The following is a 15,889-nucleotide window of genomic DNA, read 5'->3' as shown; positions in this document are numbered from 1 at the left end:
TACCTGAAGGGTTGAACCGTCATGCCAGAAACCAGCCGCAGAGGAATGCTCTTCGGCACCGCCGCCATCGGCGCGGGTGCTTTCCTCACCGCCTGCACCAGCAACGAGCCGGCGAACAAGGAGCCCGCGGCCAACGACCAGCCCGCCTCCGACGACAAGCCGGGCAAGCCCGTCACCATCGGCTTCGCCGGCCCCCAGGCCGACCACGGATGGCTCAACGCCATCAACGAGAACGCCAAGTCGCGGGCGGAGACCTACTCCGATGTGACGCTCGACATCACCGAGGGCTCCAACGACACCGCCGCCCAGATCGGCCAGGTCGAGACCCTCATCAACAAGAAGGTCGACGTCCTGGTGATCCTGCCGGCCGACGGCAAGGCGCTCACCCAGGTCGGGCTGAAAGCCATGCGCGCCGGGATCCCGGTCATCAACCTGGACCGGATCTTCGCCTCGCCGCAGGCGTACCGCTGCTGGGTCGGCGGCGACAACTACGGCATGGGCCTCAACGCCGGCAACTACATCGGCGAGAAGCTCAAGGACAAGCCCGACGCGAAGGTCATCGAGCTGTCCGGGCCCGACAGCCTGGAGCTGACCCAGCAGCGCACCCAGGGCTTCGACGACGCCCTCAAGAACTACCCGAACATCAAGAAGGTCGCGCGCCAGGCCGCCGACTTCACCGTGGAGTCCGGCCAGGCCAAGATGGCCCAGCTGCTCCAGGCGCAGTCCAGCTTCGACGCGCTCTGGAACCACGACGACGACCAGGGCGTCGGCGCCCTGCGCGCCATCGACCAGGCGGGCCGGGACGGCTTCCTGATGGTCGGCGGGGCCGGCGCCAAGGCCGCGATGGACGCGATCAAGGCGGACAACGGTGTGCTCAAGGCCACCGTCCTCTACCCGCCGATCATGGCCGCGTCCGCCATCGACCTGGCCCGCGCTCTCGGACAGAGCAAGGGCGTCAGCGGCCTGTCCGGGCTGGAGATCCCGGCCCAGGTCACGCTCTTCTCGGCCGTGGTCGACAAGACGAACATCGATGACTACCTGCCTCAGGGCTTCAGCTGACCGGTCCAGTCAAGGCCGCCCCCACCAGCGAGAGACGAGGAGTACTCCGTATGACCCTCAGGGAAGCGTCGGAGAAAGAAGCCGGTGCACCACCGACACTCGGTATCGGCATGGTCGGATACGCGTTCATGGGCGCCGCACACTCACAGGGGTGGCGCACGGCGGGACACGTCTTCGACCTGCCGATGCGCCCCGTGCTCGCCGCTGTCTGCGGCCGTGACGCGGACGCGGTCCGCGCCGCGGCGGACCGGCACGGCTGGGCAGCGGCCGAGACCGACTGGCGGCGGCTCATCGCGCGCGACGACGTGCAGGTCGTGGACATCTGCACCCCGGGGGACAGCCACGCGGAGATCGCCATCGCCGCGCTGGAGGCGGGCAAGCACGTCCTGTGCGAGAAGCCCCTCGCCAACTCGGTGGCCGAGGCCGAGGCCATGGTCAGGGCCGCGGCCGACGCCAGGTCGCGCGGTCAGCTGGCCATGGTCGGCTTCAACTACCGCCGGGTGCCCGCGATCTCGTACGCCAGGAAGCTGATCGCGGAGGGCAGGCTCGGCACCCTGCGCCATGTCCGGGTCACCTATCTCCAGGACTGGCTGGCCGATCCCGCGGCCCCGCTCACCTGGCGGCTCAAGCGCGAGCGCGCGGGGTCGGGGGCGCTCGGCGACCTGGGAGCGCACATCGTCGACCTGGCGCAGTTCCTGACGGGGGAGCCGCTGGTCGGGGTCTCCGCGCTCGCGGAGACCTTCGTCAAGGAACGGCCCGTACTCAGCGGGGCGACCGCCGGCCTCTCGGGGACCGCGGGCACCGAGACGGGCCCGGTGACCGTGGACGACGCGGCGCTGTTCACCGGACGGCTCGCCTCGGGCGCCCTGGCCTCCTTCGAGGCCACCCGGATGGCCTCGGGGCGCAAGAACGCGCTCCATCTGGAGATCAACGGCGAGCGCGGCTCGCTCGCCTTCGATCTGGAGCGCCTCAACGAGCTGTCGTTCCACGACCACACCGAGCCCGCTCCCTCCTCCGGCTTCCGCCGGATCCTGGTCACGGAGCCGGAGCATCCCTATCTGGAAGCGTGGTGGCCGCCCGGCCACGCGCTCGGCTACGAGCACACCTTCGTGCACCAGGCCCGCGATCTGGTCGAGGCGGTCGCCGCCGGGACCGATCCGGCGCCGTCCTTCGCCGACGGGCTCCAGGTGCAGCGGGTGCTCGCCGCGGTGGAGGACAGCGCGGCGAAGAACGCCGTGTACACGCCCGTGCCGCAGCCCTAGCCATCACATCGAGGAGGAGGTCCGAATGCCACGTCCGTTCACGCTGTTCACCGGCCAGTGGGCCGATCTGCCCCTGGAGGAGGTGTGCCGGCTCGCCCGTGACTTCGGTTACGACGGGCTGGAACTCGCCTGCTGGGGAGATCACTTCGAAGTAGACAAAGCACTCGCGGATCCCGGCTACCTGGACGGTCGCCACCAGCTACTCGACAAGTACGGGCTCAAGTGCTGGGCGATCTCCAACCACTTGGTGAGCCAGGCCGTCTGCGACAGCATCATCGACGAACGCCACCAGGGCATCCTGCCGTCCCGGATCTTCGGCGACGGCGATCCCGAGGGCGTCAGGCAGCGCGCCGCCGCCGAGATCAAGGACACCGCGCGGGCCGCCGCGGCCTTCGGGGTCAATACGGTCATCGGTTTCACCGGCTCGTCCATCTGGCACCTGCTGGCGATGTTCCCGCCGGTGCCGCCCGGCATGATCGAGCGCGGGTACGAGGACTTCGCGGAGCGCTGGAACCCGATCCTCGACGTCTTCGACGCCGAGGGCGTGCGCTACGCCCACGAGGTGCACCCGGGCGAGATCGCGTACGACTACTGGACCACGCACCAGGCCCTGGAGGCGGTCGGCCACCGGCCCGCGTTCGGGCTGAACTTCGACCCGAGCCACTTCGTCTGGCAGGACCTGGACCCGGTCAACTTCCTCTACGACTTCCGGGACCGGATCTACCACGTCGACTGCAAAGAGGCCCGAAAGCGCCTCGACGGCCGCAACGGGCGGCTCGGTTCGCATCTGCCCTGGGGCGACCCGCGGCGCGGCTGGGACTTCGTCTCGGCGGGCCACGGCGATGTCCCGTGGGAGGACGTCTTCCGGATGCTGCGGTCGATCGCGTACGAGGGTCCCATCTCGGTGGAGTGGGAGGACGCGGGCATGGACCGGCTGGCCGGCGCCCCCGAGGCCCTCGCGGACCTGAAGCGCTTCGACTTCGACCCGCCGACCGCGTCCTTCGACGCGGCCTTCGGCGGCGGCGAGTAGCGGCTTCTCCCCGGATCGGGCTCCGGGGAGAGGACTGGCAGCCCGGCGGTGGAAACGCCGCCGGGCGGTCAGGCCTGCCCGGAAAGTGCTTTGTCCTGAGGAAGGAAAAAGGCAACTTCTCCTCTGCGCAAGGTCTTTCGGACACGGACGAACACAGCTACCGTCCACTGAGATGTACAGGACATAGGTACACGGCATACGTACAGGACACAGGTGGTCTCCGATGTGACGGCGCACGTCGGCGACGCAGCCACCTCTCTCCGGGGATCCGGTGCAGGACGAGCACCGTTCCCCGGGAGGCGAGAGCGCTCCTCCGCGCTCCCTTGGCAACCCGCACGTACGAACAGCCCATTGTGGAGGACTTTCGTGCACAGAAAACGCCCCAGAGCCAGAACCCTCCTCGCACTCCTGACGGGCGCTCTGCTCGCAGGATCGAGCCTCAGCGCCGTACCCGCCGCCGCGCATCCGGACGAGCCGGCCGCGGAGGAGAGCTTCCAGCAGGTGACCCTCGCGAAGGGTGCCGACGCGGTCGGCGAGCCCATGTCGCTCGCCGTCCTGCCCGACCGCCGGGTGCTGCACACCTCGCGTGACGGCACACTGCGCATCACCGACGCGGGCGGCGACACCACCGTCTCCGGCACGCTGGATGTCTACAACCACGACGAGGAGGGCCTCCAGGGCGTCGGGGTCGACCCCGACTTCGCGGAGAACCGGGCCATTTACCTCTTCTACGCGCCCAAGCTGGACACCCCGTCCGGCGACGCCCCCGAGAACGGCACGGCGGCCGACTTCGCCCCGTTCGACGGATACAACCGGCTCTCGCGGTTCACACTCAACGAGGACGGCACGCTCGACAAGGCGAGCGAGAAGAAGGTCCTCGACGTCACCACCTCGCGCGGCACCTGCTGCCACGTGGGCGGCGACATCGCCTTCGACGCGGACGGCAACCTGTATCTGTCGACCGGCGACGACACCAACCCGTTCGCCTCCGACGGCTACACGCCGATCGACGAGCGCGCCGACCGCAACCCGGCGTTCGACGCCCAGCGTTCCTCCGGCAACACCAACGACCTGCGCGGCAAGGTCCTGCGCATCAAGGTCGCCGAGGACGGCTCGTACACCATCCCCGAGGGCAACCTCTTCGCCCCGGGCACCGAGAAGACCCGGCCCGAGATCTACGCCATGGGGTTCCGCAACCCCTTCCGTATCTCCGTCGACAAGAAGACGGGCATCGTCTACGTCGGTGACTACGGTCCCGACGCCGGCGCCGCGTCCCCGACCCGCGGCCCGGCCGGCCAGGTGGAGTTCGCCCGGGTCACCCAGGCGGGCAACTTCGGATGGCCGTACTGCACGGGGGACAACGACCCCTTCATCGACTACGACTTCGCCACCAAGGCGTCCGGCGCGGCCTTCGACTGCGCCGCGCCCAAGAACACCTCGCCGCACAACACGGGTCTGACGGACCTCCCGCCGGCCCAGCCGGCCTGGATCCCGTACGACGGCGGCAGCCTGCCCGAGTTCGGCAGCGGCTCCGAGTCCCCGATGGGCGGACCGGTCTACCGGTACGACGCCGACCTCGACTCCCCGGTCAAGTTCCCCGAGGAGTACGACGGGGACTTCTTCGCCGGTGAGTTCGGCCGCCAGTGGATCAAGCGGATCGAGCAGGGCGAGGACGGCACCGTCAGCAAGATCAACCCGTTCCCGTGGTCCGGCACCCAGCCCATGGACATGGAGTTCGGCCCCGACGGCGCGCTCTACGTCCTCGACTACGGCCTGTCCTGGTTCGGTGGCGACGAGCACTCCGCGCTCTACCGCATCGAGAACTCCACGGGCGGCAAGTCACCGATCGCCGAGGCGACCGCGACCAAGACGTCCGGCAAGTCCCCGCTGAAGGTCGGCTTCTCCTCCGCGGGCACCGAGGACCCCGACGGCGACGCCCTCACCTACGCGTGGGACTTCGGCGACGGCGGCACCTCGACCGAGACCAACCCCTCGTACACGTACAAGAAGAACGGCACCTACACCGCGCGGCTCACCGTCACCGACCCGACCGAGCGCACCGCGAGCGCGTCCGTGCGGATCGTCGTCGGCAACACCGCGCCCAAGGTGACACTCGAACTCCCCAACGACGGGCACCTCTTCAACTTCGGGGACACCGTCCCCTTCAAGGTGAAGGTCACCGACCCGGAGGACGGGGCGATCGACTGCTCCAAGGTCGTCGTCCGCTACATCCTCGGCCACGACAGCCACGGCCACCCGATCACCTCGGCCAACGGCTGTGAGGGCACCATCACCGCGCCCGCCGACACCGAGCACGACCCCAACGCCAACATCTTCGGTGTGATCGACGCCGAGTACACCGACGGCGGAGGCGGCGGCCAGGCGGCGCTCACCACGCACGACCAGTCGCAGCTCCAGCCGCGCCACCGGCAGGCCGAGCACTTCAACAACTCCTCCGGTATCAAGGTCTACGACAAGGCACCGGCCAACGGCGGCAAGACCGTCGGCGACATCGACAACGGCGACTGGATCTCCTTCTCGCCGTACAACCTGACCGGGTCCAAGACGCTCACCGCGCGGATCTCCTCCGGCGGCGCCGGCGGATTCCTCGAAGTGCGCACCGGCTCGGCCACCGGCAACCTGCTCGGCTCCGCGCCGATCCCGGTCACGGGCGGCTGGGAGACCTTCCAGGACATCGACGTACCGCTCCGTGCCGTACCCAAGCAGACCACCGAGCTGTTCCTGGTCTTCAAGGGCGGTGCCGGCGGCGGCGCGCTGTACGACCTGGACGACTTCCAGCTCTCCACGGCCGTGCCCGGCAAGACCGAGAAGCGGGTCCTGGTCTTCTCCAAGACCGGCGGCTTCCGCCACGACTCGATCCCCGCGGGCGTCGCCGCGCTCAAGGAGCTCGGCAAGACCACCGGGATCACCGTCGACGCCACCGAGGCGGCCGGCCAGTTCACCACCAACAACCTGGCCAGGTACGACGCGGTGGTCTTCCTCTCCACCACCGGTGACGTCCTCAACGCCGACCAGCAGAAGGCGTTCGAGAACTACGTCGCCACCGGCGGCGGCTACATGGGCGTCCACGCCGCGGCGGACACCGAGTACGACTGGTCCTTCTACGGCGGTCTGGTGGGGGCCTACTTCGACTCCCACCCGCAGATCCAGCCGGCCACCGTACGCGTCGAGGACCACGACCACCCGTCGACCGCCCACCTGGGCGACGAGTGGCAGCGCACCGACGAGTGGTACAACTACCGCACCAACCCGCGGGATCAGGCCCGCGTCCTCGCCACCCTGGACGAGACCACCTACCAGGGCGGCAACATGAAGGGCGACCACCCGATCGCCTGGTGCCAGACGTACGAGGGCGGCCGTGCCTTCTACACCGGCGGCGGCCACACCAAGGAGTCGTACGCGGACGACGCCTTCCGCCAGCACCTGCTCGGCGGGCTGCGCTACGCGGCCGGCCAGGTGAAGGCGGACTGCAAGCCGCAGACCGGCTACCGGGACCTCTTCAACGGCAAGACGCTGGAGGGCTGGAAGCAGGCGGGACCGGGCAAGTTCAACGTCGTGGACGGTGAACTGCGCTCCGAGGGCGGCATGGGCCTGCTGTGGTACCAGGCCAAGCAGCTGGGCTCCTACTCCCTGAAGCTCGACTGGAAGATGGACGGGGACGACAACTCCGGTGTCTTCGTGGGCTTCCCGGCCTCCGACGACCCGTGGTCCGCGGTCGACAAGGGGTATGAGATCCAGATCGACGCCACCGACGCGGCCGACCGCACCACCGGCTCCGTCTACGGCTTCAAGTCGGCCAACATCAAGGCCAGGGACCAGGTTCTGCGGCCCCCGGGCCAGTGGAACAACTACGAGATCAAGGTCCAGGGTGAGCGTCTGCAGATCTTCCTCAACGGCGTGAAGATCAACGACTTCACCAACAAGGACCCCGAGCGCAGTCTGAAGGACGGCTACATCGGCCTCCAGAACCACGGCGCGGACGACCAGGTGTCCTTCCGTGACGTCCAGCTCAAGGAACTGCCCTCCGCCTAGAGACCTCTCGTAGCCAGAGGTCTCCGGGACGGGGCGGCCCGTAAGCCGGCGGCGGGCGGGGAGGCGCCGTACCCCCCGCCCGCCGTCCACCAACCACCACACCACCGGCAGGGAGGCAGCCCCGTGACGACGACCAGTCCCGCGACGACGACCCGTACAGAATCGACTGCAGCACGCACCGGCGTCTGGTTCGTCGGAGCGCGCGGCTCCGTCGCCACGACGGCCGTCGCCGGATGCGCGGCGGTCACCGCCGGGCTCCATCCCGCGACGGGCATGGTCACCGAGACCGCGCCCTTCGCGGACACGGGCCTCCCCGCACTCTCCTCGCTCGTCTTCGGCGGACACGACACGGCGAGCTGTCCGCTGCCCAAGCGCGCGGAGGCGCTGACCGCGGCGGGTGTGCTGCCGCACGGCCTGCCCGCCGCGATCCACGCCGAACTGGCCGCCGCCGACCAGGAGATACGGGCCGGCGGCCCCCAGCCGGGCGACACCAGGAGCGACGAGGAGCTCATCGCCTCGTTCGCCGACGACCTCAGGGACTTCGCGCGCCGCACCGGCGTCGCCCGCACCGTCGTCGTCAACGTCTCCTCCACCGAACCCCAGCCCGCGCCGGACGATCCGCGCCTGCCCGCCAGCTCGCTCTACGCGGCGGCCGCGATCCGGGCCGGCTGCTCGTACGTCAACTTCACGCCCTCCACCGGGCTGCGCACCGAGGCCCTCACGGCGGCCGCCGAGGCCGGCGGACTTCCCCACGCCGGCCGCGACGGCAAGACAGGCCAGACGCTGCTCCGTTCCGTGCTCGCCCCGATGTTCGTCCAGCGCGCGCTGACCGTCCGGGCCTGGTCGGGCACGAACCTGCTGGGCGGCGGGGACGGAGCGGCGCTGGCCGACCCGGCCGCCGCGGCGGCCAAGAACGCGGGCAAGGAACGCGTACTGGCCGACACCCTCGGCACGGCCCCCGAGGGCGAGGTCCACATCGACGACGTCCCCGCGCTCGGCGACTGGAAGACCGCCTGGGACCACATCGCGTTCGACGGCTTCCTCGGCTCGCGGATGATCCTCCAGACCATCTGGCAGGGGTGCGACTCGGCGCTCGCCGCGCCGCTCGTACTCGACCTCGCCCGGCTGGTGGCCCGCGCGCACGAGGCAGGACTGAGCGGGCCCCTGCCCGGTCTCGGCTTCTACTTCAAGGATCCGGACGGCGGCCCCGCCGCGCTCGCCGAACAGTTCGACGAGCTGCTCGCCTTCGCCGAGCGGCTGAAGGAGACCAGGTGAGCCTGCGCGGACGTATGCGGGCCTGGGCCGAACTGCTCCGCGTCTCCGCCCTGTTCACGGTCCCGGGCGACGCGCTGGCCGGGGCCGCGGCCCTCGGCGCACGCCCCAACCGCTCCACCGCGCTCGCCGTGGGCGCCTCGCTCTGCCTGTACGAGGCGGGCATGGCGCTCAACGACTGGGCGGACCGCGAGGAGGACGCGATCGACCGCCCGCACCGCCCCATCCCGTCGGGCCGGATCTCCCCGCCGGCGGCCCTCGCCGCGGCGGGCGCGCTGACGGCCGCGGGCCTCGCCCTCGCGGCCCGCGCGGGCCGGACGTCGCTGGCCGTGGGCACGGCCCTGGCGGCCACGGTCTGGGCGTACGACCTGCGTCTGAAACACACGGCGGCGGGCCCGGCGGCGATGGGCGCGGCCAGGGCACTGGACGTACTGCTGGGCGCGACAGCGACAGCGACAGCGACAGCGACGGCGACGGGGAATGTGCTGCGCGATCGCGCCACATCGGCGTCGGCCGGGACCGGCGCGGCCGGCCCCGCGGCAGTGGTGACCCGGGGTTCCGGGAACACCTCGTCCGCGTCGGCCGGAGGCGGCGGTGCCGCCGCGCGCACCTCGCCCCGTACGCCGTCGCCGGGCACCGTCACGGGCGCTGGAGCCGTACGCGTCACCGGCCCCTGGGACGGTCTCCGTACCGCACTGCCCTCGGCCACACTCCTCGGCGCGCACACCGTCGCCGTCACCACCGTCTCGCGCCGCGAGGCGCAGGGCGGTTCGACGGCCGCGCCACTCGCCGCGCTCGTGGCCACCGGCGTGCTGGGCACGCTGGCGGGCCGGCCGACGGACGGGGCCGTGGCGCCCGGCGGCTTGCGCGCCGCCCCACGCCGGGGAACCGGTGCGCTCCGGTCGGCCGTCCCCGCGCTCGCCACCGCCGGACCCGCGCTCGCCGGGGCGCTCGCCCTCGTCTACACGGGGACCGCGGGGCGCCCCCTCCTGCACGCCGCGCTCAATCCGTCGCCCCCGCTCACCCAGCGCGCCGTCGGCGGCGGCATCCGGGCGATGATCCCGCTCCAGGCCGCGCTGGCCGCGCGCGGCGGGGCCGCCGGGATCGCGCTCGGCGTCATGGGGCTCGTACCGCTGGCCCGCACGTTCGCACGGAAAGTGAGCCCCACATGAGTCTGCGTTTCGGTTACGGCACCAACGGGCTCACCGATCTGCGCCTCGACGACGCCCTCGGGCTGCTCGCCGACCTCGGCTACGACGGCGTCGGGCTGACCCTCGACCATATGCATCTCGACCCCATGGCCCCCGATCTCACCGCCCGCACCCAGCGGGTCGCCCGCCGGCTGGCCGAGCTGGGCCTCGGGGTCACCGTCGAGACCGGTGCCCGTTACGTACTCGACCCGCGCCGCAAGCACGGACCCACGCTGCTCGACCCGGACCCCGACGACCGCGCCGCCCGGACGCGGCTGCTGGTCAAGGCCGTTCAGGTCGCCGCCGACCTCGGCGCGCACGCCGTCCACTGCTTCAGCGGCATCGTCCCAGGACCCACCGACACCGACACCGCCTGGAAGCGGCTCGAAGAGGCGATGGGCCCCGTCCTCGACGCGGCGGAGGCCGCCGACATCCCCCTCGCCGTCGAGCCCGAACCCGGCCATCTCGTCTCGGACATCGCCGGATTCCACCGGCTCAGACATCTGCTCGGCGACCCGGACGCGCTCGGGCTCACCCTCGACATCGGCCACTGCCAGTGCCTGGAGGACGCGTCGCCCGCCGACTGCGTACGGGACGCCGCCCCCTGGCTGCGGCATGTGCAGATCGAGGACATGCGGCGCGGCGTCCATGAGCATCTCCCGTTCGGAGAAGGCGAGATCGACTTCCCGCCCGTGCTCGCCGCGCTGGCGGCGACCGGGTACGAGGGCCTGACCGTCGTGGAACTGCCCCGCCACTCCCACGCCGGGCCCGAACTGGCCCGCACGTCCCTCGACTTCCTCCGCGCCCAGGGGGTGTCCTGATGACCCCGACCCGCGAGGAACTCCTCCTCAGGCTCGACGCGCCCGCCGCGTCCTGGCTCGACGACGCCCTGGCCGAGGCCACCGCCGGCCGTGCCGACGACAACGTTGCCGCCGCCCGCTGGGAGCTGCGCTTCGCCGCCGCCGGCCGCCACTGCGGACAGGAGCACGCCGACGCCGTACGCACCCTCCTGCTCCGGGAAGCCGGCGCCGGGCTCACCACCCTGACCCGGCTCTACCAGCGGGGCGCCGCCGCCGAGCGACGCGCCGTCCTGCTCGCCCTGCCCGACCGCGTCACGGGACCCGGCGCGCTGCCGCTGGTCGAGGACGCCCTGCGGACCAACGACACCCGGCTGGTCGCCGCCGCCGTCGGCCCGTACGCCGCCGCCCATCTCGACCCCCACGCCTGGCGGCACGCCGTCCTCAAGTGCCTCTTCACCGGCGTGCCGGTCGACGCCGTCGACAGCCTGGCCGCACGCGCCCACGGAGACACCGAACTGGCGAGGATGCTCGCCGACTTCGCGGCGGAGCGCACCGCCGCCGGCCGTCCCGTACCCGCCGACCTGCACCGTGCGTTGACCCTGACCGGCGAGGAGTCCTGATGCGCATCTTCGACCCCCACATCCATATGACCTCCCGCACCACGGACGACTACCGGGCGATGTACGACTCCGGAGTCCGCGCCCTGGTCGAGCCGTCGTTCTGGCTCGGACAGCCCCGCACCTCACCCGAGAGCTTCTTCGACTACTTCGACGCGCTCCTCGGCTGGGAACCGTTCCGGGCCGCCCAGTACGGCATCGCCCACCACTGCACGCTCGCCCTCAACCCCAAAGAGGCGAACGACCCGCGCTGCACCCCCGTCCTGGACGAACTGCCGCGCTATCTGGTCAAGGACGGTGTCGTCGCCGTCGGCGAGATCGGATACGACTCGATGACCCCGGCCGAGGACACCGCCCTGGCCGCGCAGCTCCAGCTCGCCGCCGACCACGGCCTGCCCGCGCTCGTCCACACCCCCCACCGCGACAAGCTGTCCGGACTGCGCCGCACCATCGACGTCGTACGGGAGTCGGCGCTCGCCCCGGACCGGGTGCTGCTCGACCATCTCAACGAGACGACCGTCAAGGACGCCGCACAGAGCGGCAGTTGGCTCGGCTTCTCGATCTACCCCGACACCAAGATGGACGAGGACCGGATGGTCGCCGTCCTCAAGGAACACGGCACCGAGAGGGTGCTCGTCAACTCGGCGGCGGACTGGGGCAACAGCGACCCGCTCAAGACCCGCAAGGTGGGCGACGCGATGCTCGCCGCCGGGTTCGACGAGGACGACGTCGACCAGGTCCTGTGGCGCAACCCCGTCGCCTTCTACGGACTCAGCGGCAGACTCCAGCTGGACGTACCCGCGCCGGAGGCCCTGCACGAGGGCAACTCCATTCTGCGCGGAGGGGAGTGAGCCCATGCGCTTCCGCCACCCCGACGGCTCCACCGTCCACCTCTCGTACTGCACCAATGTCCACCCCGCCGAGACCCTCGACGGCGTCATGGCCCAGCTGCGCGACCACTGCGAGCCCGTACGCAAGCGCCTCGGCCGGGACCGTCTCGGCATCGGCCTCTGGCTCGCCAAGGACGCCGCCCAGGCCCTGATCAACGACCCGGCGGTGCTGCGCGGGCTCCGCGCCGAACTGGACCGGCGCGGTCTCGAGGTCATCACCCTCAACGGCTTCCCGTACGAGGGCTTCGGCGCCGAAGAGGTCAAGTACCGCGTGTACAAGCCGGACTGGCGCGACCCCGAGCGGCTCGCCCACACCAGCGATCTCGCCCGGCTGCTGGCCGCACTGCTGCCCGACGATGTCACCGAGGGCTCCGTCTCCACGCTCCCGCTCGGCTGGCGTACCCCCTGGGACGCCGCCGCGGCCCGCACCGCGCACCAGGCGCTGTCCACGCTCGCCGAACGGCTCGACGCGCTGGAGGAGCTGACCGGCAAGTCCATCAGGATCGCGCTGGAACCGGAGCCCGGCTGCACCGTCGAGACCACCGCCGACGCGATCGGCCCGCTCACCGACATCGCCAGCGGCCGGATCGGCATCTGTATCGACACCTGCCATCTCGCCACCTCCTTCGAGGACCCGGGCGCCGCGCTCGGCGCGCTGGAGGCCGCGCACATCTCCATCCCCAAGGCCCAGCTCTCCGCGGCCCTGCACGCCGAGCACCCGCATCTGCCGGAGGTACGGGACGCGCTCGCCTCCTTCGCCGAGCCCCGCTTCCTGCACCAGACCCGTACCCGCACCGCCGCCGGGCTGCGCGGCACGGACGACCTGGACGAGGCCCTGGCCGGGGATGTGCTGCCCGACGGAGCCCCCTGGCGCGCGCACTTCCACGTGCCGCTGCACGCGCCGCCCGCCCCGCCGCTCACCTCCACCCTCCCGGTGCTCCGGGACACCCTGGCCCGGCTCGTCGGCGTCGCGCAGCCGCGCACCCGGCATCTGGAGGTCGAGACCTACACCTGGCAGGCGCTCCCGCCGGAGCTGCGTCCCCGTTCACGCGGACAGCTCGCCGACGGAATCGCCGCCGAACTCACCCTGGCCCGGGATCTGCTGACCGACCTCGGCCTGAAGGAGCTGCCGTGACCGAGACCCCGGCCGGGACCCCGGCCCCGACCCCGACCCCGCTGCTGGTCCTCGACGTCGTCGGGCTCACACCCCAGCTGCTCGCCCATATGCCGAACCTGCGCAAGCTGGCGGCGGCCGGCTCGCAGGCCCCCCTCTCCACGGTGCTGCCCGCCGTCACCTGCAGCGCGCAGTCCACCTTCCTCACCGGCACGCTCCCCGCCGAGCACGGCATCGTCGGCAACGGCTGGTACTTCCGCGAGCTGGGCGATGTGCTGCTGTGGCGCCAGCACAACGGCCTCGTCTCCGGCGACAAGCTGTGGGACGCCGCCCGGCGCGCGCACCCCGGCTACACGGTGGCCAACATCTGCTGGTGGTACGCGATGGGCGCGGACACCGACTACACGGTCACGCCGCGTCCCGTCTACTACGCGGACGGCCGCAAGGAACCCGACTGCTACACCCGTCCGCCCGCGCTGCACGACGAACTCACCGAGAAGCTCGGCACGTTCCCCCTCTTCCACTTCTGGGGCCCCGGCGCCGACCTCGTCTCCTCGCAGTGGATCGTGGACGCCACCCGCCATATCGTCCGCACCCGGCGGCCCGATCTGGCCCTGTGCTATCTGCCGCATCTCGACTACGACCTCCAGCGCTACGGACCCGACGACCCGCGCTCGCACCGGGCCGCGACGGATCTCGACGCCGCCATGGCCCCGCTGCTGGACGACGCCAGGGCGGAGGGCCGTACGGTCGTCGCGCTCTCCGAGTACGGCATCACCCGGGTCTCGCGGCCCGTCGACATCAACCGGGCACTGCGCCGGGCCGGACTGCTGGAAGTGCACACGCAGGACGGCATGGAGTATCTCGACCCGATGGCCTCGCGGGCGTTCGCCGTCTCGGACCATCAGCTCGCCCATGTCTACGTTCGCCGCCCCGAGGACCTTGACGCCACGCGCGAGGCCCTGAAAGATCTCCCCGGAATCGACGAACTCCTGGACGACGAGGGCAAGAAGGCGCACGGCCTGGACCACCCCCGCTCGGGTGAGCTGGTGGCCATCGCCGAGCCCGACGCCTGGTTCACGTACTACTACTGGCTCGACGACGAACGGGCCCCCGACTTCGCCCAGTTGGTCGAGATCCACCGCAAACCCGGCTACGACCCGGTCGAGTTGTTCATGGACCCCCTCGACCCGTACGTACGCCTCAAGGCGGCCAAGGCGATCGCCCGCAAGAAGCTCGGCATGCGCTACCGCCTCGCGGTCGTCCCGCTGGACGCCTCGCCCATCCGCGGCAGCCACGGCCGGCTGCCGCGGAGCGACGAGGAAGGTCCGCTCATCCTGTGCTCCACCCCCCGCGCAGTCGGTGACCGGGTCGCGGCCACCGACGTCAAATCCCTGCTCCTCCAGCTCGCCGGACTGCACTGACAGAAGGAGTTCCGCAATGAGCCGCAAGAAGTCAGCCGACCCAGAGCTCGCCCAGAAGCTGAGCCGACGCAATATGCTCGGCGTCGCCGCGGGCGCGACCGCCGCCGCCGTTCTCGGCGCCTCGGCGACCCCCGCCGCCGCCCACGGGAAGGGACACGGGCACGGCCACGGCCATGGACACGGCCAGCCCGTGCTGCCCGCCGGCCGGCTCGGTGTCCAGCTCTACTCACTGCGTGACAAGGTCTCCACGATCGGCTTCGCCAAGGTCTTCGAGGAGCTGGAGCGCTTCGGCTACGACGAGGTCGAGTACGCCGGATACACCCAGGGTTCGGCGGGCGCGATCACCCTGCCGCAGCTGAAGCGGCTGGCCAGAGACCACGGTCTCAAGGGCATCGGCAGCCATGTCAATTACTACGATGACAACAACCCCAACGCCTACAGCTTCGCCCAGAACCTCACCAAGGTCCTGGACGACGCCCAGGAACTGGGCCTGGACCACATCGGCACGGCCTCCGGCCCGTTCCGCTACGGATCGACCGTGGACGCCTGGAAGCGGGCCGCCGCGGACTTCAACGCCTATGGCGCCGCGGCCAAGCGCCGAGGCATGAAGTTCTACCAGCACAACCACGCGGAGGAGTTCTCCTTCGCCACCGACCAGCCCAACGTCAGGCTCTACGACGTCCTGCTGGCCGAGACGGACCCCAGCCTGGTCTATCTGGAGATGGACATCTACTGGGCGTTCGCCGGGCAGTTCCGCTTCAGCAAGACCCCCGAGGGCAAGCCCGCGCCCTTCGACCCGCTGCGGTACGTGCTCAAGCAGCCCCACCGGTACCCGCTCTTCCATGTGAAGGACGGCATCGAGGACATCGCCGCCCGCGACGGCTACCGGATGGTGGACGTCGGTGACGGCGACATCGACTACACGCGCTTCATATCGGCGGTGAACAAGACCCGCGGCGGGCGCCGTGACCACCACTGGCAGGTGGAGCACGACCAGCCGGTGGACTCCATCCTCTTCGCCAAGAAGTCGGCGGCGCACCTGCACTCGCTGCGCGAGCGCCGGTAGTCCACAGGGAACATCCGCCGGTGTGACGGCACGGCGGTGTGACCGGACGAAGACGGCCCTCCCCACGGCTCGCCATGAGCCGCGGGGAGGGCCGCGTTCGTGATCAATGCAG

General features: G+C 71.0%; 12 protein-coding genes. All 12 read left to right on the top strand.

Going from position 1 to position 15,889, the window contains the following annotated elements:
- The first annotated feature begins 21 nt into the window (after positions 1-21).
- Positions 22-1,059 (top strand): substrate-binding domain-containing protein, encoded by a 1,038-nt coding sequence (locus ACIOGX_RS15360; protein ID WP_356510017.1) that lies wholly within the window; start codon positions 22-24, stop codon positions 1,057-1,059.
- Between the two features lie 50 nt (positions 1,060-1,109).
- Positions 1,110-2,321: a Gfo/Idh/MocA family oxidoreductase gene (locus ACIOGX_RS15355; RefSeq protein WP_356510015.1), complete on the top strand. Its 1,212-nt coding sequence runs from the start codon at positions 1,110-1,112 to the stop codon at positions 2,319-2,321.
- 25 nt (positions 2,322-2,346) lie between these two features.
- Positions 2,347-3,351: a sugar phosphate isomerase/epimerase family protein gene (locus tag ACIOGX_RS15350; RefSeq protein WP_356510013.1), complete on the top strand. Its 1,005-nt coding sequence runs from the start codon at positions 2,347-2,349 to the stop codon at positions 3,349-3,351.
- 366 nt (positions 3,352-3,717) lie between these two features.
- Entirely contained in the window at positions 3,718-7,404 is a 3,687-nt protein-coding gene (locus tag ACIOGX_RS15345; protein WP_356510011.1) for a ThuA domain-containing protein, read from the top strand.
- A 123-nt stretch (positions 7,405-7,527) separates the two neighbouring features.
- Positions 7,528-8,679 carry an inositol-3-phosphate synthase gene (locus tag ACIOGX_RS15340; protein ID WP_356510009.1) on the top strand — a complete coding sequence of 384 codons (1,152 nt, stop codon included), beginning with the start codon at positions 7,528-7,530 and terminating at the stop codon, positions 8,677-8,679.
- A gap of 14 nt (positions 8,680-8,693) precedes the next feature.
- Complete coding sequence (locus tag ACIOGX_RS15335) at positions 8,694-9,848, top strand: SCO3242 family prenyltransferase (RefSeq protein ID WP_401914200.1); 1,155 nt, start codon at positions 8,694-8,696, stop codon at positions 9,846-9,848.
- Complete coding sequence (locus ACIOGX_RS15330; RefSeq protein ID WP_356510007.1) at positions 9,845-10,687, top strand: sugar phosphate isomerase/epimerase family protein; 843 nt, start codon at positions 9,845-9,847, stop codon at positions 10,685-10,687. The genes ACIOGX_RS15335 and ACIOGX_RS15330 overlap by 4 nt, the downstream gene beginning before the upstream one ends.
- The gene (locus tag ACIOGX_RS15325) at positions 10,687-11,286 is read left to right on the top strand and encodes an EboA domain-containing protein (RefSeq protein WP_356510005.1); all 600 of its coding nucleotides are present in this window, start codon (positions 10,687-10,689) and stop codon (positions 11,284-11,286) included. The genes ACIOGX_RS15330 and ACIOGX_RS15325 overlap by 1 nt, the downstream gene beginning before the upstream one ends.
- Entirely contained in the window at positions 11,286-12,134 is an 849-nt protein-coding gene (locus ACIOGX_RS15320; RefSeq protein ID WP_356510003.1) for a TatD family hydrolase, read from the top strand. The genes ACIOGX_RS15325 and ACIOGX_RS15320 overlap by 1 nt, the downstream gene beginning before the upstream one ends.
- Before the next feature lie 4 nt (positions 12,135-12,138).
- A complete protein-coding gene (gene eboE / locus ACIOGX_RS15315) occupies positions 12,139-13,308 on the top strand; it encodes a metabolite traffic protein EboE (protein ID WP_356510001.1) in 1,170 nt (389 codons plus the stop codon).
- A complete protein-coding gene (locus ACIOGX_RS15310) occupies positions 13,305-14,711 on the top strand; it encodes a nucleotide pyrophosphatase/phosphodiesterase family protein (RefSeq protein ID WP_356509999.1) in 1,407 nt (468 codons plus the stop codon). Before eboE ends, ACIOGX_RS15310 begins: the two co-directional genes overlap by 4 nt.
- 16 nt (positions 14,712-14,727) lie before the next feature.
- Positions 14,728-15,777 carry a sugar phosphate isomerase/epimerase family protein gene (locus tag ACIOGX_RS15305; RefSeq protein WP_401766630.1) on the top strand — a complete coding sequence of 350 codons (1,050 nt, stop codon included), beginning with the start codon at positions 14,728-14,730 and terminating at the stop codon, positions 15,775-15,777.
- Positions 15,778-15,889 lie beyond the last annotated feature (112 nt).

The organism is Streptomyces sp. NPDC088147, assembly GCF_044741565.1.
Lineage (GTDB): Bacteria > Actinomycetota > Actinomycetes > Streptomycetales > Streptomycetaceae > Streptomyces.
Note: the sequence above shows the minus strand (reverse complement) of the source record. Positions and strands in the feature narration are given on the sequence as shown.